A 22838-nucleotide genomic window follows, 5' to 3' on the forward strand; every position below is an offset into this window, starting at 1 on the left:
ACCACAATAAGTGTAGTGGTAAACGGTTATTTGTTTACTGTAAACTAAATCAAATACGATAGGTACAGATGTAATCGAGGCGATTGTCATCTTTAAATTTGAAGCCATCAGAGGCTATAGAGGTAGGAGTAACAGAAGTAAGGTCAACAGTTCTCCAATCTGACAAGTAGTTTGAGTTAAACCACTTAGCTTTGATATTTGCCTTTTTCTCTTTCGCAATATCAACAGTTTGTGTTACTTCAATAGTAAGGTCAATGGTTGGTGAAACAACGCGCATTGGAGCGGGACAACACATCATGTTTGTCATGTCGTTGCTTGCTTTTTCCATATCCATAGCACAGCAAGACATATCGCTATCTCCACTCATATCCATTCCACAAGTCATCACCTTCTCAGTACAGCTCCAGTCAATAACCGGATTAGCCATAACAAGTACGGATAGGAATAAGAATAATATGGAAGCGTATTTCTTCATTGAACTTAATAGACTGATAAATAAAACGTCAGTGTTGCAAATGTACATTGTTTTGAATTGCAATGAAATATTTTTTTGAAAATATTAGGGATTAACATAAGGAGAGTACAGTTGAAAGACGGATAAGTAGCTTTACTAAACTTTTGGTTAAGCAAGGGAAATTAAGTTGAGGTTTTTGCTCTAAAATAAGTAGTGTAGTTGATTTGGGAAAGTAAAATAAAGTGTACTTGAGTGTTATTAATTACTTGTTCGTTTTGCGATGTTTTTATTACCTTAAGTTAAGGCAAAAAGACGGAGGAAAGCTAAGTTGTTGATTGATAGAAAGTCAGTGTTTATAAAGGGTTTTGTTATGATAAAGCATTAAATTTTTTTAGAAAACTTTATGCTTTATGTTCCTTTTCTTTTGTGACAGAACATGATTTTTTTCGGTAACTTATTTTATAAATTTGCATACTTTATTTGCAAATCTGATTGGTTTCCCCAAGTGATCAATCATTTACTACAAGTGCAGTATCCGTTTTATGTAGTCAAAGAGCAACGTCTTTATCACTATTATAGTTAGGTTTTACTTTTTTGCCTTTATAGCAATAGTAAAAGGTAGTTTTCCGCCCCCAGGAATACGGTCTTTTGTTTTTGTTAGGCGAAGTGGGTCCTATATTTGAATAGTAAGGTGGTAAATAAAAGCTACTCCCCAGTAGTATCTCTTGTGTAGTACTATGTCTAATAGGTCTGTATGCGTGTTTTGTATTTAAAGTAAAACTCCTTTAGTTGAGAAACAGCTAATAGGATGTGAAACATAGGAAACATAAACTAACAATGAAGAAAAAGTACTTATTAGGTGCAATGTTAATTAGCACTATGATGCTGCATGCACAAGAAACTCCTAAAAGTGGAGAAGCGCAAAAAAGCGTTGAAACATTAAAAGTGGAAGAAGCTCCAAAAGCAGATGCAACACTTTTTGATGTGATTTTACCAACTCAAAAGGTAGAAAAAGAAGAGAAACCAAACGATATCAATGTATTTTTGGACTCTAAATTTGAAAACAAAACAATTATCAACAGTAAAGAACCGAATGAGAGTGGTTTCCAAATTGCTCAAGCAAGGGTTTACTTAGAAGGTAATTACAAAAACAAACTAAGATATTATTTGCGTTATAGATTAAACGAATCTGTAGCTAAGAATGCGTTGGAATTGGCGTATTTTGATTATGATATCAATGACAAATGGACAGTTACTGTAGGTAAGCAATTCACAGCATGGGGGTCTTGGGATTTGTTATACAATGCGTCTGAATATTATATGTTTAGTAATGAGTTTAGCTCTTTAGAGTTATTTAGCTTAGGGGCAGCAGCAACATATAAAACAGCAGGACAAGCATTCAAATTACAAGTTATTTCTCAAGGGGAGCAGTTTACTGCTGAGAACTATAGAAACAAAGCTTATGCAGGACTATTCTTATGGGAAGGTGCTTTGTTTAATGACCACTTCAAAACGAGATATGGTTATGAGATTTTTCAACACGATTCTAAAAGATACTACAGCTGGGTAACTTTAGGTAACCAAGTTAATTTTGACAAAGTTGTTTTAGAATTAGACTGGATGTACGGTTTCCATAATTTAGCTGATAAGGAATTAACACCGTTTAGTGCTGATACAAAGGTTGCTTACGTAAAAGACAATGCAACTGTATTCTCTGCTAAATATCACTTCAAAAAGTTTACTCCTTATGTGAAAGCAATGTATAACTACCGCGAGGACTTAGATAACAATGTAGCTTACTCTTTAACGGGTATTTCTACTGCTTTGGAATACTACCCATTTGAGAAAGCTCCGTTTAAAACAATCCGTTTATACGCGGCTTATAACTACTTAAACTACAATTACCAAAAACACGAAGTTCGTCCATCTGACAAACATGAACACCAAATTGCAGTTGGTATGCGTTGGAATGTTCCGTTCTTTTAGATCATAACTCGCAGTAATACTAAATGTTATATAAATGCTAAATATCAATCACCTCGTTTTTTTAATGTGTACTTTAGATGTATTAAATTTTAAACATAGATGATATGGCAACGTTTAGTGAATTAGTTTTTGATGAAAAACTAAAAACGATGGAATTGCTTACTGATTTATCCAAAGAAGCAGATCAAGTGTTGACAGCCAACATCGGTAAAATGATTGAGGCAGGCATGGATGTTCGATGCCAAGTAATGGCTCCAACAACTACTGCAGAGGATTTGTACGTAGAAGGGTACAAAAAACAAGCTGGAGTGTATAAAGGATTATTGCAATCTTACACTGAGCTAACAGCTACTCAATCTAATCACAATTAGGTAAATAATTATTATCGTAATTCTATAATTCTTTAGGAGATGACTCGTTTGAGCATCTCCTTTTTTTGTATACTTTTCTGAATCTTTTAATCTAAAAATAATAAATAGAAAGAGAAGTCATATGCTCTTTTTTTGTTTATTGTATGGGCATTTTATGCTGAACTCGACGTTTTTTATTTTTTTCTGCTTGTTTTTCTTTGAATTTACGAGCTGAAAACAGCGTTTTTTGGTGTGTTTTTGATTGTTTTTGTTTTCTTTTTTATCATTTTTGACTTCTTGTGTTCTATGACTGTAAATATGAGTATTTACAAGTGTTAGCAGTGATTTTAGTAGAGTAATTTTTTGTTTTTTTAGTGTCTGTTTTTAAGTCGTTATTTAGAAAAGGTTTAAATAATGTTTGGAATAGTTCTAAATAGATTTAAATTTGAAGAAATAAAAATAATGTAATGACACTTAGAAAAACGTTTTTAATCTGTTTTATTTTTTCCTTTTTAACATCAATGGCACAGAATGGTAAGGTTAGGGGATTTATAATTGGAGAAAGTGGTAATAAAGTTAATGGTGTTAATCTATCTTTAATTAGTCTTAACAATCAATTAGAAGATAGAGCTGTCTCTAAAGAAAATGGAAGCTTTAGTTTTGGAGAAGTACCTTATGGTTTTTATACTTTACTTTTTGGTAATGGAGATATTGAAGATTTTATGACGATTGAAGTCAATAAAGCAAGTGTAGACTTAAATGTTTATTTAAAAGAACATAAAGTAGTGCTTGATAATATAGAGATTTTCTCTCAAAGTAAAAAAGAACAGATAGAGACGAGTGGTTTCGCAGTTAGTGTTGTGAATCTTGATAAAATGGCTGTACAGTCTATTCAAACAAATGATTTATTAGATAGAACAGCAGGTGTTAAAATTAGGCAGGATGGAGGTCTGGGGTCTCGTATTAACTATAATATTAATGGACTTTCAGGGCGTTCTATTAAGATATTTATAGATGGTATTCCTGCCAATAACTTTGGAGGTTCTTTTTCTTTAAATAGTATACCTCCTTCATCTATAGAACGTATTGAGGTGTATAAGGGTGTCGTTCCTGCTGGTTTATCTCAAGATGCTTTAGGGGGTGCAATTAATATAATCTTAAAACAAAAGAGAACTAACACATTAAATGTTTCTGGTTCTTATGGATCTTTTAATACTTCACAATTTAATACTAACGGAAGTTATCGAGCGGACAATGGTTTTACAGTGAATGGTACTGCTTTTTATAACAATAGTGATAATAATTACCGCGTTTATGGTCCTCATATCAAGTTTAAAGATAAGGATGGAAAGATTTCTTATCCAGAGAATGGAGCAAAGCGTTTTCACGATGGTTACTGGTCTTATGGAGCAAAGGTTGATGTAGGCTTTACAGATGTGAAGTGGGCTGATAAATTCTTTATTGGAGGAATTCTTTCTAAGAATGAAAAAGAGATTCAACATGGTAGTACTATGGAGAATGTGTATGGTGATCGTTTTACAAAACAGAAATCTAATGTTTTGACTATGAACTATGCTAAGAAAGATTTGTTAATTGAGGGATTAGAGTTTAAACTGGACCTTAGTTATAGTGATTTAAGTAGACAAGTGATCGATACTGTTGGAAATCAATATGATTGGAGTGGTAAACCTATTCGCGATGCTAAAGGTAATATCATAAAATATACTAAAGGTGCTGAGGTTGCAAGTCAAAAGACTTTGGAAATTAATGAAGACCAAACTTATGGTGTACGTGCTAATATTGCTTATGAGTTTATAGATAATAACACTTTCATAATGAATTATTTCTATAATAAGTTCGTTCGTGATGTTAGTGATGAATTACAACCTAAAGGGATAGAGTTGTTAAGGAATAATAGAGATTTAGAGAAGAATATTTTAGCTCTTGCGTATGAAAACCTTTCGTTTGATGGTCGCTTGCGAACTAATGTGTTTTTTAAGAGATATGATCAAAAGGCAGTTTCAAGAGAACCTTATCGCGATCAAAACCTTCCATTACAGGGCAGTTTATATAAAGAGCGAAAGTTTACACAGAATATAAATCACAATGGATATGGTATGGCTCTTTCATATAGAGTAGTTCCTAAGGTATTTGTCTTAGCTTCTGGAGAAAAGGCAATCAGAATGCCTTCAGAGTATGAACTATTTGGTAATAATTCTGAAAATCTACAAGCTGCTTTTTCTCTTGAGCCAGAAAAGAGCACCAATTTTAACATTGGTTTTAATGTTGGTCCTTATGTGTTTAATGACCATTCTATAAGTTTGAATGCTACTTTCTTTTATAGAGATACAAAAGGAATGATTAGAGAATCAATTGATTCAAGAGGTATTTATACTCAATATGAGAACTTAGATGATGTATTAAGTAAAGGAGTTGATGCTGAATTGACTTATAGTTTTAGAAATAAACTAATGTTTAATTTTTCAGTTTCAAAGTTTGATGTGTTGTTTAATACAAAGTATGATAAGAAGGGTGCACCATACTTATACTATAAAATGCAAATCAGAAATGAACCTTCATTTAAGTTCAATGCTAATTTGAGTTATGCTTTTACCGATTTATTTGTAAAAGGGTCTTCTCTTAATGTGTATTATAATATTTATTACGTGAAAAAGTTTTTGCGCAATTGGTCTAATATAGGCGGAACGAATTTAGATGAAATACCAACACAATATCCTAATGATCTTGGTTTTGCTTATCAACTACCTAATAAAAAGACAACAATTAGTTTTGATGCAAAGAATATTTTTAATCAACGACTTTATGACAATTTTGGTTTACAAAAACCAGGTAAAGCGTTCTATGCTAAAGTAACACATTCATTTTTTTAATATAAACTAATACTATGAAATCTAATTTTTTAAATTTAAAGGGACTGTTTTTAGCAGTATCAGGGGTTTTATTAACAGTAGGTTGTTCGTCTGATGATAATTCTACTAAAGTTGATCCAGTTAATCCACCAGTAGAACAAACAAAAGACTATCAATTAGCTTTCGCTAATGGAACGGGATCTCAATCAGGTACTGTTCTTCAAGGGGTAAAAGGACTTTCTGAAGGAGTAATTTCATTTGATAAATTTGGTTATCAATTGTCTTCTTCACGTACTGCCCGTATTTTTACATCAAGTGATGGAAAGTTTATCTATAGCTTGAATTATACTGTAGGAGATATTCAAAAATTGGAATATTTAGGAGGACAATCTTATAAGAAAGTGGGAGAGATAGATACTTCTGTTCCTTTAGGAACAAAGTATGTTCGCTTTACAAAAATTGACGATAAGATTGCTTCTGTACACTATATAAATGCGGAAGCAGTGTATGCTGGAAAAGACAAGACTGATTATCAGGGACATAAAATGGTAGCAAGTATTGGTTTGTTGGATTTAGAAACAATGACGTTTAAACCAGGCTTTAATAATGCAATTGATATTAAGTTAGACGCAGAGTTAACTAAAAAAGGGTATTATATCTCTCGCATTGATGCACCAGTTGTATCTAATGGGAAGCTATATTATGGTGCGGCTGTTTCTATTTTTAATGCAAGTACTGGAAAAGGAACACCAACTGATAAAACATTTACTCTTGTTGTAGATTATAATGACTTAGCTAAAACAGCTGTTATTACTACAGAGCATGTGATTGGTTCTACAAACGGTTATAGAACACCTACAATCCACAAAAATGAAAAAGGAGAAGTGTTGCAACTAGTTGTTGGAAACGACAAAACATATATTGCTAAAATTGTTAATGGTAAATATGATACGTCATTTAAGTTTGATTTAGGTGAAGCTTTAGGAGGTAAAAAAACATCAAGTAATGGATGGTTTTATGCAGGAGACGGAATAGCATATTTTCCTTATGAAAAAAGAGATTTAAATAAGATACAAATTGGAGTAAATCCACAGGGAGAGCCAACTTATTCGGCTGCTTGGGGAGTTGCAAGAGTTGATTTGAATACTAAAACAGCTGTTGATTTAGAGGTTCCTGAAGGATTATGGTTAACTCAATACCAAACTTCTGTTGTTAGAAATGGCGTGTTTTATATTGCGTTGGCACCAGTATCAGGAAAAGGAAATATCTATATGTTTGATGTGAAGTCAACTTCAGCTACAGGTAAAAAAGGTGCTGAGATTACTTCAGGTGCTGACCAGTACTATATCGGAATTTATTAATAATTGTTCACAAGTAAGAAATTAATGTTTCTTAGATATCTTTAATCTGTTTACTTATTAAAAGTCAGCCTATATTTAGGCTGACTTTTTTATTGATAGTATAAATTGATAATAGCGACATATAAAAGTGTATCTTGCTAAGGAATTAGTTGCGTATAAACACTTGAAAAAGTACGCTTTTAGGTAGGTGTCAAAATCAGAAGGTTGAAATAAAATATATTATTAATAATGTGGAGTATAATTAGTATGAGAAATAAAATTATAGCAGGGGGAATTATGCTTCTATTTACTTCTTGTTTTTTGGATAAAGAATACTGTGAGAAGGTAAATAAGTTTACGGATGAAGATGACTACCAAATTATACTAAGTGAGAAACCTTATAATACTTCTACAAATTTGGTGTTTCACTATGTTTTAAAAGGAAAAGAAGTAAGCACACAGAGAGATACAATATTGAAGTTATACCATTATCGTTGGCATGATTCTTTTGTCTTTTATTGGGATAAAGGCGACTCAATTGTAAAGCGTAAAAATACAAGGGTAACGGAAATACATAAAAAAGATACGGTGTATTTTATGGAATGGGATTGTGATACACCTTTGATTAATGGAATGACGACAGACCAAGTTTCTCAAACAGGCAATTTTCGGATGCTGAAAGAAAAGTATTACCAAGAATATAGATAACAAAAGCCACTCAATCGAGTGGCTTTTGTGCTTTATGCTTTTACTGGATGTTCCTTTTTTAAGTAACACAATAAGTATAAAAGGTGACAACCTAATAAGGCATAACCAGTTAATACCATAATGTCAATTGGAATTAAATTGGTAATTGCTGATATAATAAATGTAAGTAATAATTGTAACGAACCTAAAAGAGCAGAGGCAGAACCACTATTCGTAGTGAAAGGTGCTAAAGCTAATTTAGTTGTGGTAGGGAATAACACTCCTAATGTTAATACAATGAAGAACAATGGAATTAATAACTCTACAATTGGCATTTGCATAATACATAAGACTAAGAATATAGCACTTACTACAATCCCAAAGAAAATAGTGTATTTCACAATTTGCTCAACAGTCCACCATCTTGCTAATACAGAGTTTGCTAACCACGCACCAGCTACTAAACCAATGGCGTTAAATGCGAAAATTGTACTGAACATACTTGATGATAATCCACCGTAATCCATAATAATAGAAGGAGCATTAGCTAAGTAAATCATCAAAATACTGTAAGTTAAACTACCGATTAATGTGTATTTAACGAATACGTTATTTTGCATAATCTCTTTAAAGTCAGCCATGATATTTGTAGCTTTTTTTTCTGTTTTAACCATCGTTTCTGGCATAAAGAAAATAACAGCAAGTAAACATATCATTCCAATGATAAATAAGGTAACAAAAGCTGATTGCCATTCAAAATGACGAATAAGGAAGTTACCAAACACAGGTCCTATTATAGGTGCAATACCAGCAATAATTGCTAACAATGAGAAGATTTGCATACTTCTATCCGTGTCAAAGTACTCATTAACAACTGCTCTTGCAATGACAACACCTGCACATCCAGCGAATGCTTGAAAGAAACGGGCAACAAGGAATTGCTCTATCGTTTGTGAATAAATACAAGCAACTGTGGCAAGGATAAAAATTACAAGGGAAATAATAGTCGGCATCTTACGACCATATTTATCAGAGATAATTCCCCAAAATAGCTGTCCAGCAGCAAAACCTCCTAAGAAGGTAGAAATAGACATTTGTACTGACTTCATATCAGTCTTAAATGTTTCTGCAATTTTTAGAAAACCAGGCAAGTATAAGTCGATACTGAATGGCTCTAACGCAGAAAGAAGTGATAGTATAATAACCACCACAAGTTGAGTTCTTGTTAAATTCTTCATGTTGATGTTTAAAGTCGGCAAATGTACTCTCTTACATCAACCTACTCCTTATGATAAATGGAGTTCAACTTGGACTTTTTTCACATTTGTACGAAATTCGATAGGCGTGAAGCCCGTATTTTTTTTGAAAAAACGATTGAAATAATTGACTTCACTGAAACCTAAGTCTGCTGAAATTTCGGAGATGTTTAAGTCAGAATACCCTATTAAACGCTTAGCTTCAAGGAGTAAGCGGTATTGTAAGTGCTGACTCAACGTGGCATTAGTGGTATTTACTAATATCTCATTCATTCGTTTGACAGATAATGCGATTTTTTGCGCATAAAAGTCGTTGCTACGTTCTTTGGTGTAGTTGTCCTCAATCATTTCAAGCAACTGAAAAACACGTGTATCTTTTGGAGAATATGCATCAGATAGTCGTTCTAAATCCTGAATATGAATAAGTGAAAGCTCAAGGTACTTTTCTAACACTTCAGTACGCTTTTGTCCGTTCCACTCTAAAGCCACTAAGTTTAAAAGGGATGTAAAAAGGGATACTTTGTCTTCCGAGACGTGAAAGTGTAACGGAGGAGGGAGCTTGAAAGTGTTTTCTTTAAGTTGATGGTGAATAATGCGATTAAAGTAATCTTTATCAATCGCCAAGTAATACCCCTTAATCCCAGTTGGATTAAAGAATTGTACTTGTCCAGGGTAGATAATCCATATCTCCTGTGGTTTGATTGGGTACGATTGAAAGTCTATTTGTTGCTGACTATTCTCTACTTCAGTAAACCAAAAAATCTGATAAAAGTTGTATTGATAGTGGTAATCAAAGTCAAATAACTCAGTAGCATCCTCAATAGAATAAAGCTCAATGGGAATGTTTTTGTCAAACATTTGAACTTTGATAACCTTGTTTTGTGGCATTATTCTGTGTTTTTAGTGTTGTAAAAATACAAATTTTAAAACTTTTTTTGCCTTTGAAATTTCCCTTGCTTTTTGGATGTTCTAAAAAACTGCTAACTACTTGTTAAAATAAGGGTTAAGGTGTAGTTCTATACTGTCTTTTTTTATTGAATATTTATTGGTTTTTGAAGTGTAATTCGTGCTATTCGTTAAATAAAAGTGAAAAATTATTGGTGTATTGTAAAAAATGTTTTCTACATTTGTTTCAGATGTTAAAGCAAGGCAATACATATAATTCAATTTCTACACCAACAATCTTCGTTGGCGGCATTGCTATTGTATCTACATCATTAACGACATCTACATCGTCGTCATCGTCAACTTCTACCCCGTAAAGGGGTATCAATTAACATATCGCCCATTTGGTGGTTGTTTGCATATTTGTAAGCAGCCGGCATATCTTTTATCCTAATTCAACACAACACAAATTAATATTTATTATGAAAATAGTAAAATTCGGTGGGTCTTCTGTGGCCAATGCCGCCAATATATTGAGATGTATCAACATCGTTAAGAATAAAAAATCGCCTGTAATTGTTGTCGTTTCTGCCTTGGGGGGAGTAACGGATTTACTGCAATTAGCTGCTAATCAGGCGTCAAAAAAAGAAGAGGCTTATCACGAAAACTATGAGGTTATCGCTCATCGTCACTTGGATATTGTCCGTGAGTTGATTCCTGTAAACCAACAAGCGGGTATTTTAAGTAACGTTTTACGCAAATTAAATGAGCTTGAAACACTGCTACAAGGAGTGTTTTACTTAGGAGAATTATCATTGCAAACGAAGGATGTTATCTTGTCTTTTGGAGAGCGTTTATCGTCTTTCTTAATCGGAGAAGTGTTAATTGCACAAGGAGAAAATTGTTGTTCTGTCAACTGTCGTGAGTTGATCAAAACTAACAACCGCTTTGGTAAGGCAGCTGTTAATTTTGATGTAACAAACACAATAATCAGACAGTATTTCGCAAAAAATAATTGTGATTATTACATCGTTCCTGGTTTTGTGGCAGAGTCAGAAGATAAGTTTATTACAACTTTAGGACGTGGTGGTTCTGACTATACAGCGGCTATTATCGCGGCTGCGTTAGACTTGGAAGAAGTGGAGATTTGGACGGATGTAAGTGGAATTTACACAGCTAATCCAAAGATGGTGAAGCAGGCGCAAGTAATTGAGAACATCAACTTCCAAGAGGCAATGGAACTTTCTCATTTTGGAGCTAAAGTATTGTATCCATCGGCATTAGAACCTATTTTGCCAAAGAATATTACTATGCTAATCAAAAATACTTTTGACCCTGAAGCCAAAGGAAGTGTAGTAAGCAACAAAGCACACAATGAGGGGTGTAATCCTATTCGCGGAATTAGTAATATTGATAAGATAGCCCTGCTAACATTAGAAGGACTAGGAATGGTTGGGGTTGTTGGTATTGCAAGAAGGTTGTTTGAAGTATTATCTCACAATGAAATAAATGTAATCTTTATTACACAAGCCTCGTCAGAACACTCTATTTGTTTTGCAATTTCGGAGGGAGAAGCAGTAAAGGCAGAACGCTTAATTAATGAGGTGTTTCAGTTTGAAATACAACAAGGAAAAGTTAAGCCAATCGCAGTAGAGTTTGATTTATCAATTGTTGCTATTGTTGGTGATAAAATAAAAGGTCATCAAGGATTAAGTGGTAAGATGTTAAGTGTATTAGGACGTAATAATGTCAATATCTGTGCAATTGCACAAGGGGCTTCTGAGCGTAATATTTCAGTTGTTATTTCTCATAAAGATGTGAAGAAAGCCTTGAATACACTACACGAAGCGTTCTTTGAAGAGGCGGTAGTTCAGTTGAACTTATTCGTAATGGGTGTTGGAAACGTAGGAGGTAAGTTCTTAGAGCAAATTGAACATCAGTACGCATATCTGAAAAATAACCTGAAGATTAATGTTCGCGTGGTTGGGATGGCAAATTCTAAGAAGATGTTTTTCAATGAAGAGGGAATTGATTTGACAGACTATAAAGATGATTTAGCAAGTGGAGTACCTGTAAGCCAAGAGGCATTCTTAGAACAAATCAAAGTGTTGAATATGCGAAATAGTGTTTTTGTTGACAATACAGCAAATACTGAGGTAGCAATGACTTATGCATCTTATTTGAGAAATAGTATTGCAGTGGTTACTTGTAATAAAGTGGCGTGTTCTTCTGACTATGCGTACTACAAATTACTGAGAGACTTATCTCGTAAATACAACGCTCCTTTCTTATATGAAACAAACGTTGGTGCGGGATTACCAATTATAGATACACTGAAAAACTTAGTGGCATCAGGAGATAGAGTGAAGGAAATTCAAGCTGTACTAAGTGGTAGTTTGAATTTTATCTTTAACAATTTCGATGGGAAGTTGCCTTTTGACCAAATTGTTCATCAAGCACAAGTGGAAGGATACACTGAGCCTAATCCAAAGATTGATTTAAGTGGAATTGACGTATTGCGCAAGTTGCTTATTTTGATGAGAGAGAGTGGTTATGTCGTAGAGGAAAAAGACATTGCTGTTGATTCGTTCTTGCCAGAAGCGTGTTTGAAAGCAGAAACAGTAGAGGAGTTTTACCAGTCTATGAAAGACAACGCAGCTCACTTTGAGGCATTGTACAACAAGGCACAAGAACAAGAAGCGCGTTTGAAGTTTGTGGCTACGTATAAAGACGGAAGTGCTAAAGTAGGTCTACAATTTATCGGTAAAGAACACCCTTTCTACAATTTGGAAGGAAAAGACAATATTGTGTTGTTCTTTACAGACCGCTATCAAGAGCAACCACTGTTAATCAAAGGTGCCGGAGCAGGAGCAGCAGTTACTGCTTCAGGAATTTTTGCGGATGTAATACGAATTGGAAATAAATTGAATTAGTTATGGAAGTTATAAAAATATTTTGTCCAGCTACAATCGCCAACTTATCTTGTGGATTTGATGTGTTAGGAGTATGCTTGGACAGCGTTGGAGATGAAATGATTATTGAAAAACGCGCAGAAAAAGGAATTAGAATTAAAGAAATAATCGGAGCTGATTTACCCTTGGCGGTTGAGGAAAACGTAGCTGGTGTAGCAGGATTAGCTTTGTTGGAAAAGTTGCAACCTGACTTTGGTTTTGATATCACAATCTATAAAAATATAAAGGCAGGAAGTGGTATCGGAAGTAGTGCTGCAAGTGCTGCTGGTGCGGTTTACGGAATAAACGCTTTGTGTGGTTATCCGTTGACTAATCTTGAATTGATTGAATATGCAATGCAAGGAGAAGCATTGGCAAGTGGTGCCGCACACGCAGATAATGTTGCCCCTGCTTTGTTAGGTGGTTTCGCATTCATCCGCAGTTACGAACCATTAGATATCATAGCAATTGAAGCTCCTGAGGAGTTGTATGCTACTGTGATTCACCCGCAAATTGAGTTAAAGACAAAAGATTCTCGATCTGTGTTAAAGCAAACTGTGCCTTTGAGAAAAGCAGTGGCGCAATGTGGAAACCTTGGGGGACTTGTCAGTGGGTTGTTTTTAAAGGATTATGAGCTTATTGGTCGTTCTTTACACGATGAGTTTGTAGAACCAATGCGTTCATTGCTTATTCCAAATTTTGACAAGTTGAAACAAGCAGCTTATGACAATGGTGCTTTAGGAGGTGGTATTTCAGGTGCCGGACCATCAATGTTTGCCTTGTCAAGAGGTAGAGAAGTTGCAGAGCGAGTGGCAGCGGCGATGAAAGAAGTAGTTGCTAATGCTGATTATGAGAATGAAATACATATTTCGGCTATTAATCCAATGGGCATAAAAGAATTGAAATGAGATATTACAGCATAACAAATCCAGAATTGCAAGCGTCTTTTAAAGAAGCTGCAATCAGTGGAATAGCTCCTGATAGAGGATTGTATTTTCCAATGGAAATTCCAAAGTTAGACAAGGAGTTTATCGACAATATAGAAAATTATAGTAATCACGAAATAGCTTACAAAGTTATCAAGCCTTTTGTAGGAGATGAGATGAGTGATGAAGTGCTGAAGCAAGTGGTAGCAGAAACGTTGTGTTTCGACTTTCCAATTGTTGAAGTAGAAGAAGATGTTGCAAGTTTGGAGTTATACCACGGTCCAACTTTAGCATTTAAAGATGTTGGAGCACGTTTTATGTCGCGTTGTTTACAAGCCTTTACGAAAGAAGAAAACAAGAATATTACAGTATTAGTGGCAACTTCTGGTGACACAGGAGGGGCTGTAGCTAATGGTTTTTACGGAGTGAATGGGGTTGAGGTTGTTATCCTTTATCCTTCTGGAAAGGTGAGTAGTATTCAAGAAAAGCAGTTGACTACATTAGGAGGGAATATCCGCGCTGTGGAGGTTAATGGTAGTTTTGACGATTGTCAGGAGATGGTTAAAACAGCTTTCTTAGACCAAGAGTTGAAAGATTGTAATTTAACTTCTGCCAATTCGATTAACGTGGCGCGTTGGTTGCCACAGATGTTTTACTATTTCTTTGCTTATAAAGCATTGAAAGGCAAAGGAAAACCGATAGTGGTTACTGTGCCAAGTGGTAATTTTGGTAATATCTGTGCGGGAATGTTAGCACAGCGAATGGGCTTGCCAATAGCACATTTTGTGGCGGCTACAAATAGTAATGATACAGTGCCTCGTTTTATGAAAACGCAGGATTACAAGCCAAATAAAACACAAGAGACAATTTCAAATGCAATGGATGTAAGTAATCCGAGCAACTTTATTAGAATATTTGAGATGTTTGAAAGGCAATATGGAAGCTTATCTAACGTTTTCTCTTCATATTCTTTTGATGATATGCAGACAAAAGCTACGTTGAAAAAGGTATATGAAGAGCGAGAGTACTTATTAGATCCTCACGGAGCTGTAGGGTATTTAGGACTAACACAGTTTATGGTGCAACACAAAGGATATACAGGGGTGTTTTTAGAAACTGCTCATCCTGTAAAATTCCCTGAAAGCATTGAGCAAACATTGGGTATTGAAATTCCTGTTCCAGAGGCTCTAAAACCGTTAATGACAAAAGAAAAACAATCAGTTGTCATCAACACATACAATGATTTAAAGCAATACTTGTTAGAGTAGATTTCAGAATAAACATTTTTTAGCAGTAAAAAAGGGCGAAGTAATTCGCCCTTTTTTTGTTTTAAGGAATTCTACAACGTTGTAGTGTATCGTATTTCTTATCAAGGCTCTCTTTTTTCAAGCTTATATGGCGTTGCATTGCATCTTACGTAGGGGTAGACCTATGTGTCTACCCCATATTAATTATATATAATTAATCATAGCTATGTTTGTAAACAACAGGGGGCGAACACATGGGTTCGCCCGTACGGCGAGTAATTACGTCGCAATGCAAGTGTTAAATCATTCTTTTTTAGACTTCTCTATTTTTTTAAGCTTATATGGCGTTGCATTGCATCTTACGTAGGGGTAGACCTATGTGTCTACCCCATATTAATTATATATAATTAATCATAGCTATGTTTGTAAACAACAGGGGGCGAACACATTGGTTCGCCCGTACGGCGTGTAAGTACGTCGCAAAGCAAGTGTTAAAGTATTTCTTTTCAGACTTCTCTTTTTTCAAGCTTATATGACGTTGCATTGCATCTTACGTAGGGGTAGACCTATGTGTCTACCCCATATTAATTATATTTAATTAATCGTAAATAGTTTATTTAAAAACGATACGATGTGTTGGTATATGGCATCAATTGTACAGTAAATAAATATGTTGTAATCTAAGTATAAACGGTAAGATATTTGTGCACAGAAACATACTAAATAATAATATAATATGCACCGACCATCAAGACGTTCTATACGCTTAAAAGGATATGACTATTCTCAAGAAGGCTTGTATTTTATTACAATATGTTGCAAAGACAATAAATCAAGGTTTGGTTATATTTTTAATGATGAAATGATTTTAAATGAAGCAGGGAAAATGGTTGAAGAAAGGTACAAAGCATTGGAAAGTAAGTTTCCAAATATTAGATGTGATGAAATGGTTGTAATGCCAAATCATTTTCACTGTATTATAGAGATTATTAATTCAGATAAGGAAGAGTGGAGAGTGAATGTATCAATCTGTAAGATTGTTCAATGGTTTAAAACAATGACAACAAATGAATATATAAAAGGGGTAAGGAACTTGGGATGGAAACGTTTTGATAAACAATTATGGCAAAGAAATTATTATGAACATGTAATACGTACCTATCAATCTTACTGTATTATTTCGAATTATATACTATGTAATCCTGAAAGATGGTTGAAAGATAAATATAATAATGAATACTATGATTATTAATTGATTATGTTTTATTTAGAGAAGACTTATATTTCAAATTAGAATTAGTTGCTTATAATAAAGATAGTGTATGGTTGTTTGTAAACAACAGGGGGCGAACACATAGGTTCGCCCGTACGGCGTGTAAGTGCGTCGCAAAGCAAATTTAAAAACATCTCCAAAACATTTTAATAATACATTTCTATTCAAAACCTTCCTTTTTCCTATATTCGCGAAAACGATATATATGATTACAGCAGACTTCTCAGATTTAGGGTTTACCTTTTGTGGTAAAGAATTATCTTTTCCTTTTCACATTGACGAATTACACGCATTATTAGGTAACTCCGAATTAATTAAAGGGGAGTACAACGATGTATATATATGGAATTTTTTAGGTATTCGAGCCTTTTCAAAAATTGACCAATTGGTGGATGCATTAGAATTAACTTGTCAAATAGATGACTACGAAGGCGCTATTCAATCTACATTTGCAGGACAATTGAGTATGAAAGGTGAGGCAGACCCCGTAAAATACTATAACGAACACACAGCAGAACGCGTTAAATTGTGGGACACTGACACTTCAGGTGCTTTCGTATTTAATGATACTTCAGTTTGGTACAGCTTGCGCGATGGATATTTGTATGCACTAAGTATTCAACAATACGTGAAAGAAGAAGTAGCAGTAGTTGACGTATTGCCAATGGCTGAGGGATATGAGTATTTACAAGCAGTTTGGAGCGATTGGTTGACGGGGATCAGCAAGGTGGTGAAGAGTGATAATAAATACTATAACCTAACACATGGCATCACAAAAGAGCAGTTTGACCAAGTAAGCGAAGAACTGGAAGGAGTTGTGTTACCTGCGGTTTTAGTAAACTTTTACAAAGCGAATAATGTAAAGTGGAATGCAGTTACTTCAGCGTTTAGCCTACATGCAAATGGATGGGATTACGACTTACTGCCATTTGACCGTATTGGTGATGCATGGGAAAATGTGAACGGACTATTTGACGATGAGGATGTAGACGCAGACCTATTAACTAAATACTCTGATAAAGTTAAAGCCACAGGATATGCTAATCCGAAGTGGATTCCGTTTGCAGAAGGTCGCAATGGTGATTTCCTTTTAATAGACACCGATCCGTCTGACAAAGGCGATTACGGACAAATAGTTGAACTACAAAACGAAGCGTGGGAACGTACGGTAGTTGCTGGTTCTTTAGAAGAATTGATTTACAGAGAAATAGGCTCACTCGAACAAGGAGGAACAGAAAAGTATATGTTTATCGTAGAACACGGTGCTTTTTAGAGATTAGAAGTCGTTTCTTAATATTCTTACCATTTATCGACTGCTATTGAAATAAATTGGGTAATTTTAGAATTACACCAATAGATTACTTATGCCTACTACTATTCACAAAGGGCGATATACTAACAATAGTGATATCATCTGCACATTTGACGGAAAAAATATCTATAAAGGCCGTTATAACAATATGAGCGATCAGCTTTTTTTGTTTGATGGGAAACATATTTACAAAGGGCGTTATACCAATATGAGTGATGTACTCTATACGTATGACGGAAAGCATCTTTATAAAGGAAGATATACCAATATGAGTGATATTTTGTACACTTTTGATGGGAAGCATATTTACAAAGGACGCTATACGAATATGAGTGATATTCTCTATACTTTTGATGGGAAACACCTCTATAAAGGAAGATATACCAATAGTAGTGATATTTTATATACAGTAGATGGCAGTTTTCCAATGCCACTTTGGATAGTAGTGATTTAGCATAACAACCTTACAAAATATAAATAAATGACAACAGACCAATTTCAGGCAATTATTCTGCTTTTGGACAATCTATTCTTAAGCCCTAAGAAGTATTCACGCACTTCATTTGCTGACGCTTTAGAGGATAAAGGATTACCTTTTAAACCAAGTTTTATCACTAAAGTACTGAGTAAAACCCGCGATTTAGGAATCAATATCGTACACAGTCATCTTGAAGGATGTTATCAGTTAGACACAGATGACAACCAAGAAGAAATGCTGTTGAACTACCAAAATATAAAGAATATCATTAGTTTGGAACAATTTAGCCAAAAGGTATTAGACGATCCTATTTTATTTCGCTATGTACAGTTTGGACATCGCGTTAGAGGGAAAGGCTATGCCTATTTGCCCCTTTGTTTGGAGGCAATTTTGACCAAGCGAAAATTGCAAATTGTCTATGAATCGTTTAAAGATGACAAACCGACTACTTATATAATAGAACCATTATTTGTCAAGGAATATCTCAATCGTTGGTACATAATTACAAGAACGTTAGTCAATCGTGATCACAATATTTTTGCTTTAGACCGCATTCACGATTTAGAGATAACTCAAAAGGAGTTTACACTGACAGAAGTAGATAGTTTTGCGATGTTTGACAATACGATTGGTATTGACCAACGCGGAGAAATTAGCTATGTGCGCTTGAAGTGTGACCAAAGTGCAATTAACTACATACGCACCTTGCCTTGGCACGACTCGTTCAAAGAGGAAGAAATAACCGCTGACTATATGATATTCTCTATCACAGTTAGGTTAAATCACGAATTAGAAAGTTTACTCATTTCGTACGGAAGCGCAATTGAAGTGTTAGAACCTGTAGAGTTGCGCACCAACATCAAAAATAAACTGCAAAAAGCCTTAAATAAGTACGTTTAGTTATAGATGTTTCGCTTTGCAACATTGACTGTATTATTTTAGAAATGTGAGAGAAACGGAGTTGTTTTCTCTATGGAAATTATAAACAATTGAAGCAGTTAATTATGAGTAATACAGCATTAAACCAGAAGCGTACAAAAACAATAGTAGAGAGTAAATACTTTGCAACAAAGCAAGCGTTTGAAAGTTGTTGTTATGTTGTGCAAAAGCGTGTAGAGAACGGAACTATAAGCGTTGGGGGTATTGATCTTGCGGCATTTTTGAAAAAAATAAAAGCCTTGCATTCTACACTTGAGTTTAGCGACAGTAAATCACCAAAAGCTATTTTAGTAGATAGAATGACGTTTTACACTGCTTTAGACGCGCCACACAATCCAGATGTACAAGCAATTGTATTTTTATACGAAAATGAAGACAAAACTTACTATATAGCGTTTGAATAAACATAGAATAACACAATAAAAGAAAAGAATTGCACATACAAAAAACCTTAATTTATTTTCACGGGTATGGTTCAGACAGACAATCGCGTAAATTTCTAAACCTTCAATCAGCAATGAAAGAGGTTGAAATGATTGCCTTTGAGAGGACTCCCGATACCAATTTTAAAGACTATATGAACATAGCTTTTACAGCCGTTGCCAACACACAAGAGGTAATCGTTGTAGGAGATTCAGCAGGAGCAAACTTTGCTTATCAGTTGAGAGAAATGCGTCAAACACACGGTTTAAAGACGATATTAGTCTTAACGAGTCCCCTTTTGAACTATACAAACCAACTTCGCGTCCCCGTTCCAATTACCGATAATTTACAAAATGCATTGGTTGTTATATCACAAATTAGCGATGCCTTGCTATTGTTAGCTAAAAACGATGAGGTTCTTGACTTCTCCCAATATGATATTTATAATCAACCAAATACCGTTGTGGTTTATGTTGACGATAACCACCAATTAGAGCGTTTTGAAGCCTATATAGGGTATATAAAAGCCTATATAGGAGAACATAACCCCCATTAATTGCATATAGAAATTCAGTAGTTGCTGTAAATAAACTCCCTTTAAAAGCTTAAAACCCTTAATATCTGTTGTAACTTTGCCTATTAATAGAAAAGTAAAATTAATTCACTTAGATATGATTAATTATCAAGATATAAAGGAAAGAGTAAAAGCTGTTGGCGACAAAGTTTTTTATATTCCAATGACAGAAGCAGAGGTTGCGAATTTAGAACAAGAAGTAGGAATTGCATTTCCAGCATATTACCGTGACTTTTTGTTGACTTTCGGAATGCAGCAAGATTTCGTTCAAGGGCTATTTACAGACGTTAGCGATTTCTTAGAACAAAATTCGTATTTACAAGAAGCTGTGCCAAATTATTTAATGATTGGTGATAATGGAGGAGAGGATTATTGGATTTTACGTACAGAGAAAGTGAATAGTCAGCGTATATTCAATTGGGTTGACGATGAGATTGAGAAAACAGACTTTACCTTTGAAGAGTTAGTTACTCACGCTTTAGAACAATTAGAAGATGAAGACGTCTTGTTATTAGACAATTCAGAAAAAAGTTGGTGTGTACAATTTGCTATTACAACAAAAGACGAAGAAGCGTTATACCAAGCATTGCCGTTAAAGTTGACCAGTAAATGGACATTGTCAGAACAATCAGAAGCAGGAGTAGACGAATACATTGCACAAGCCGTTTTAAATGGAGAAGCAATTGAGATGAGTCGCTTAACTTACGGTTCAGGAAGTACGCCTACGTATTTTATTGACTACAAAGAAAGTTTAGACAGCGTTAAAAAACAAGGTCAAATCAAGCAATGGACTACCGTATTAGAAGCTAAATTTCCAGAGTTTAACTTAGTTGACTATGGCGTATTGCCAACAAGTTTTGAGATGTAATCAATCTTAATGATAAAAGATATATAGAAGCACTGTTTATAGCAGTGCTTTTTTTGTGCCTAATTATTTCGTTGTAGAATGATTTTGTGCTTTTAAGTATATAGAAAGATGTAGTATGTGAGTTTGTTTAAATAAATGAATTACAGTGATTTAATAAAAATAACAATCGCATATTATACTATTTACGAAAATAAGAAATAGCGCTATAAAAAAAACAATACGATGAACCATAGTTTGTGAAAAACACCGTAAAAAGATAAAAAGTACCACTTTTTTAGTGTTTCAAAGCAAGGTAATGTAGCTCAAACCCTTACAGGATAAGGGATTAAGGATATTGGAAAAGCATTTGTTCGGGTGTTGTTCGGGAATTGTTCGAGAGAGCTTCGGAAAAAGAGGGTGTTTTCCGAACAATACTGCAACAAATCACGACTAATACTCGGATTGAACACGATTTTGATGTTTTGAAAACCAGTAAAAATTTTGAAAAAAAATAGAAATACGACCCTTTTTTCAGTCGCAAATAGTGAATTAATTCTTAGAGTTGAATTTAAGCACTTATAGTAGTTTTTTATAATTATCACACTGTGTGTGAGTGTGATATAGTGTAAAGATAAGAAAAAAGGATGGAAATAATAAATAATAAAAATATCTTCTTCCTTTTCTTCGTGTTGCACTTAGCAACATTGTCTAAATTATCTTTGTTTTATAACCCAAAAGATAGTTGTTATGGATATTCAACGATTAGTTAACCATGTGTGGCAGAATAGCGAAATATTAGGTATTCCGGAAGTTGTGAAGCAGCGCAAGTACTGTTTTTGTGCTAACGACAAACAAAAAGATATATTGGTGTTGGGACTAAATCCAACTTACAATGACTCTTCAATTCCCGGACCTGTTAAGTTTACTTATCGCAAGAATCCAACCACAGAATATAAATACAACCCTTACTTCACAAGGGTTACTGATATGTTGCAGTCAGTAGATTCTCAGTTTGATTTTGCACCTCACATCGCTTATACCGACCTGTTTTATCATCGTGAAAACAATAGCTTAGACTTGTTGCAAGTATTGTTAGATGATTTAGATGGTCGTATCTTTTTGATAGATCAATTAAATGTTACCCAAAAGTTAATCGAGGAGGTTATTAAACCTAAGGTTATAATTGCCAGTAATTGGACTGTAGCTCTTTTTATGGGGTTCTATGGGATGAATGCTGACTCTCCTTGGTATGGTTACGATTTTGAGTTTGTAGAATACACGCAGAGTGGGCACAAGGTTTATCAGATCAAAGGGATTGTTACTGACGATGCATTAATGGATGATTTTGTAAAAACAACCAATTTAGTGGGAACCTATTTTATCTGTAATCCCTATTTGAGTAGTGGCGAGTTTTCTGTTAATCCCCTAACAGCGGAGGATATTGCGGTTTATTGTAAGGATTTGAATAAACAGATTGAGCATGAGGAGACTTTCAATGAAATCCAGAGTGTACTTTTTGATGATTTGTACGATCCGATAGTCTGTGCAAGTTTTCCGGATTTATACATTGGTTATTTTGATACAGGTGAAGCTGAACAAGAGGAGCATCGCCAGGTGGACATTGCTCTTTTAAAGAAATTATTGTTGTTTAGAGATTTGCCCGTGCCTGAGGTTGCGAAGTATATTTTTGCTGATTTAGCAAACGAAAAGGTGCTAACAGAACAAGATATTTCTGAGTTGAGTAGTGCTACATTTTGTGCTGATGTTTTGTGGAATGATACTTTAGCGATTAAGGAAGTAACAGGTTTACAGGAAGCGGATATTATTGCTTTGTCGGCTGACTTCTTTGCAGAGCCAATCGAGTTATTAGTGGATAGATGGTTTGTGATTAGTAAGCAATGGGATGAGTTTATGCTTAATCCGTTGGAGGAGTGGTTTGTTGGTAAGGTTTATGTAGAGAGGGGGTAGTTTACTCAGAGAATGTGGTGTTTGGAGTAGAAATATGCTATTTTTTTATAAAAAAGACTGAGGGTAAGAGTA

General features: G+C 34.5%; 20 protein-coding genes. 16 read left to right on the plus strand and 4 right to left on the minus strand.

Features of this window, described 5'->3' with window-relative positions; all coding sequences use genetic code 11:
* Window positions 1-49: 49 nt before the first annotated feature.
* Entirely contained in the window at window positions 50-538 is a 489-nt protein-coding gene (locus tag BLT46_RS06760; protein ID WP_245722959.1) for a hypothetical protein, read from the minus strand.
* Between the two features lie 753 nt (window positions 539-1291).
* Here BLT46_RS06760 and BLT46_RS06765 point away from each other — a divergent pair.
* The 5 genes from BLT46_RS06765 to BLT46_RS06785 all read left to right on the plus strand — a co-directional run bounded on the left by BLT46_RS06765 (window position 1292) and on the right by BLT46_RS06785 (window position 7708).
* Window positions 1292-2440 (plus strand): porin, encoded by a 1149-nt coding sequence (locus tag BLT46_RS06765; protein WP_090408154.1) that lies wholly within the window; start codon window positions 1292-1294, stop codon window positions 2438-2440.
* A 104-nt stretch (window positions 2441-2544) separates the two neighbouring features.
* Window positions 2545-2811: a hypothetical protein gene (locus BLT46_RS06770; RefSeq protein ID WP_090408157.1), complete on the plus strand. Its 267-nt coding sequence runs from the start codon at window positions 2545-2547 to the stop codon at window positions 2809-2811.
* A gap of 446 nt (window positions 2812-3257) precedes the next feature.
* Window positions 3258-5681, plus strand: coding sequence for a TonB-dependent receptor (locus BLT46_RS06775; RefSeq protein ID WP_090408164.1), 2424 nt, complete (start codon window positions 3258-3260; stop codon window positions 5679-5681).
* Window positions 5682-5695: 14 nt separating this feature from the next.
* Window positions 5696-7021: a hypothetical protein gene (locus BLT46_RS06780; RefSeq protein ID WP_090408168.1), complete on the plus strand. Its 1326-nt coding sequence runs from the start codon at window positions 5696-5698 to the stop codon at window positions 7019-7021.
* A gap of 246 nt (window positions 7022-7267) precedes the next feature.
* Entirely contained in the window at window positions 7268-7708 is a 441-nt protein-coding gene (locus BLT46_RS06785) for a hypothetical protein (RefSeq protein WP_090408171.1), read from the plus strand.
* Window positions 7709-7740: 32 nt separating this feature from the next.
* Here the strand turns inward: BLT46_RS06785 and BLT46_RS06790 are convergent, their stop codons facing one another.
* The 3 genes from BLT46_RS06790 to BLT46_RS13180 all read right to left on the minus strand — a co-directional run bounded on the left by BLT46_RS06790 (window position 7741) and on the right by BLT46_RS13180 (window position 10216).
* A complete protein-coding gene (locus BLT46_RS06790; RefSeq protein ID WP_090408174.1) occupies window positions 7741-8925 on the minus strand; it encodes a multidrug effflux MFS transporter in 1185 nt (394 codons plus the stop codon).
* Window positions 8926-8973: 48 nt separating this feature from the next.
* A complete protein-coding gene (locus BLT46_RS06795; protein WP_090408177.1) occupies window positions 8974-9831 on the minus strand; it encodes a helix-turn-helix domain-containing protein in 858 nt (285 codons plus the stop codon).
* A 244-nt stretch (window positions 9832-10075) separates the two neighbouring features.
* Window positions 10076-10216 carry a hypothetical protein gene (locus BLT46_RS13180; RefSeq protein WP_158211088.1) on the minus strand — a complete coding sequence of 47 codons (141 nt, stop codon included), beginning with the start codon at window positions 10214-10216 and terminating at the stop codon, window positions 10076-10078.
* A gap of 94 nt (window positions 10217-10310) precedes the next feature.
* Here BLT46_RS13180 and thrA point away from each other — a divergent pair, with 94 nt between their 5' ends.
* The 11 genes from thrA (at window position 10311) to BLT46_RS06850 (ending at window position 22766) form a co-directional block, all read left to right on the plus strand.
* Entirely contained in the window at window positions 10311-12761 is a 2451-nt protein-coding gene (gene thrA / locus BLT46_RS06800; protein ID WP_090408180.1) for a bifunctional aspartate kinase/homoserine dehydrogenase I, read from the plus strand.
* A 2-nt stretch (window positions 12762-12763) separates the two neighbouring features.
* Window positions 12764-13687 carry a homoserine kinase gene (locus BLT46_RS06805; protein ID WP_090408184.1) on the plus strand — a complete coding sequence of 308 codons (924 nt, stop codon included), beginning with the start codon at window positions 12764-12766 and terminating at the stop codon, window positions 13685-13687.
* Window positions 13684-14973 (plus strand): threonine synthase, encoded by a 1290-nt coding sequence (thrC, locus tag BLT46_RS06810; protein ID WP_090408187.1) that lies wholly within the window; start codon window positions 13684-13686, stop codon window positions 14971-14973. The genes BLT46_RS06805 and thrC overlap by 4 nt, the downstream gene beginning before the upstream one ends.
* Window positions 14974-15688: 715 nt before the next feature.
* Entirely contained in the window at window positions 15689-16204 is a 516-nt protein-coding gene (locus BLT46_RS06815) for a transposase (protein WP_090408190.1), read from the plus strand.
* Between the two features lie 226 nt (window positions 16205-16430).
* Window positions 16431-17498 (plus strand): SMI1/KNR4 family protein, encoded by a 1068-nt coding sequence (locus tag BLT46_RS06820; RefSeq protein WP_090408195.1) that lies wholly within the window; start codon window positions 16431-16433, stop codon window positions 17496-17498.
* Window positions 17499-17589: 91 nt separating this feature from the next.
* Window positions 17590-17991, plus strand: coding sequence for a hypothetical protein (locus BLT46_RS06825; protein WP_090408198.1), 402 nt, complete (start codon window positions 17590-17592; stop codon window positions 17989-17991).
* A gap of 27 nt (window positions 17992-18018) precedes the next feature.
* The gene (locus BLT46_RS06830; RefSeq protein WP_090408201.1) at window positions 18019-18915 is read left to right on the plus strand and encodes a WYL domain-containing protein; all 897 of its coding nucleotides are present in this window, start codon (window positions 18019-18021) and stop codon (window positions 18913-18915) included.
* A 104-nt stretch (window positions 18916-19019) separates the two neighbouring features.
* Window positions 19020-19358, plus strand: a complete 339-nt coding sequence (locus tag BLT46_RS06835) for a hypothetical protein (protein WP_090408204.1) — start codon at window positions 19020-19022, stop codon at window positions 19356-19358.
* A gap of 29 nt (window positions 19359-19387) precedes the next feature.
* Window positions 19388-19933: a YqiA/YcfP family alpha/beta fold hydrolase gene (locus BLT46_RS06840; RefSeq protein WP_090408207.1), complete on the plus strand. Its 546-nt coding sequence runs from the start codon at window positions 19388-19390 to the stop codon at window positions 19931-19933.
* A 115-nt stretch (window positions 19934-20048) separates the two neighbouring features.
* Window positions 20049-20819 (plus strand): SMI1/KNR4 family protein, encoded by a 771-nt coding sequence (locus BLT46_RS06845; protein ID WP_143021873.1) that lies wholly within the window; start codon window positions 20049-20051, stop codon window positions 20817-20819.
* A 726-nt stretch (window positions 20820-21545) separates the two neighbouring features.
* The gene (locus BLT46_RS06850) at window positions 21546-22766 is read left to right on the plus strand and encodes a hypothetical protein (protein WP_090408213.1); all 1221 of its coding nucleotides are present in this window, start codon (window positions 21546-21548) and stop codon (window positions 22764-22766) included.
* Window positions 22767-22838 lie beyond the last annotated feature (72 nt).

The organism is Myroides phaeus (genome assembly GCF_900099675.1).
Classification (GTDB): Bacteria; Bacteroidota; Bacteroidia; order Flavobacteriales; family Flavobacteriaceae; genus Flavobacterium; species Flavobacterium phaeum.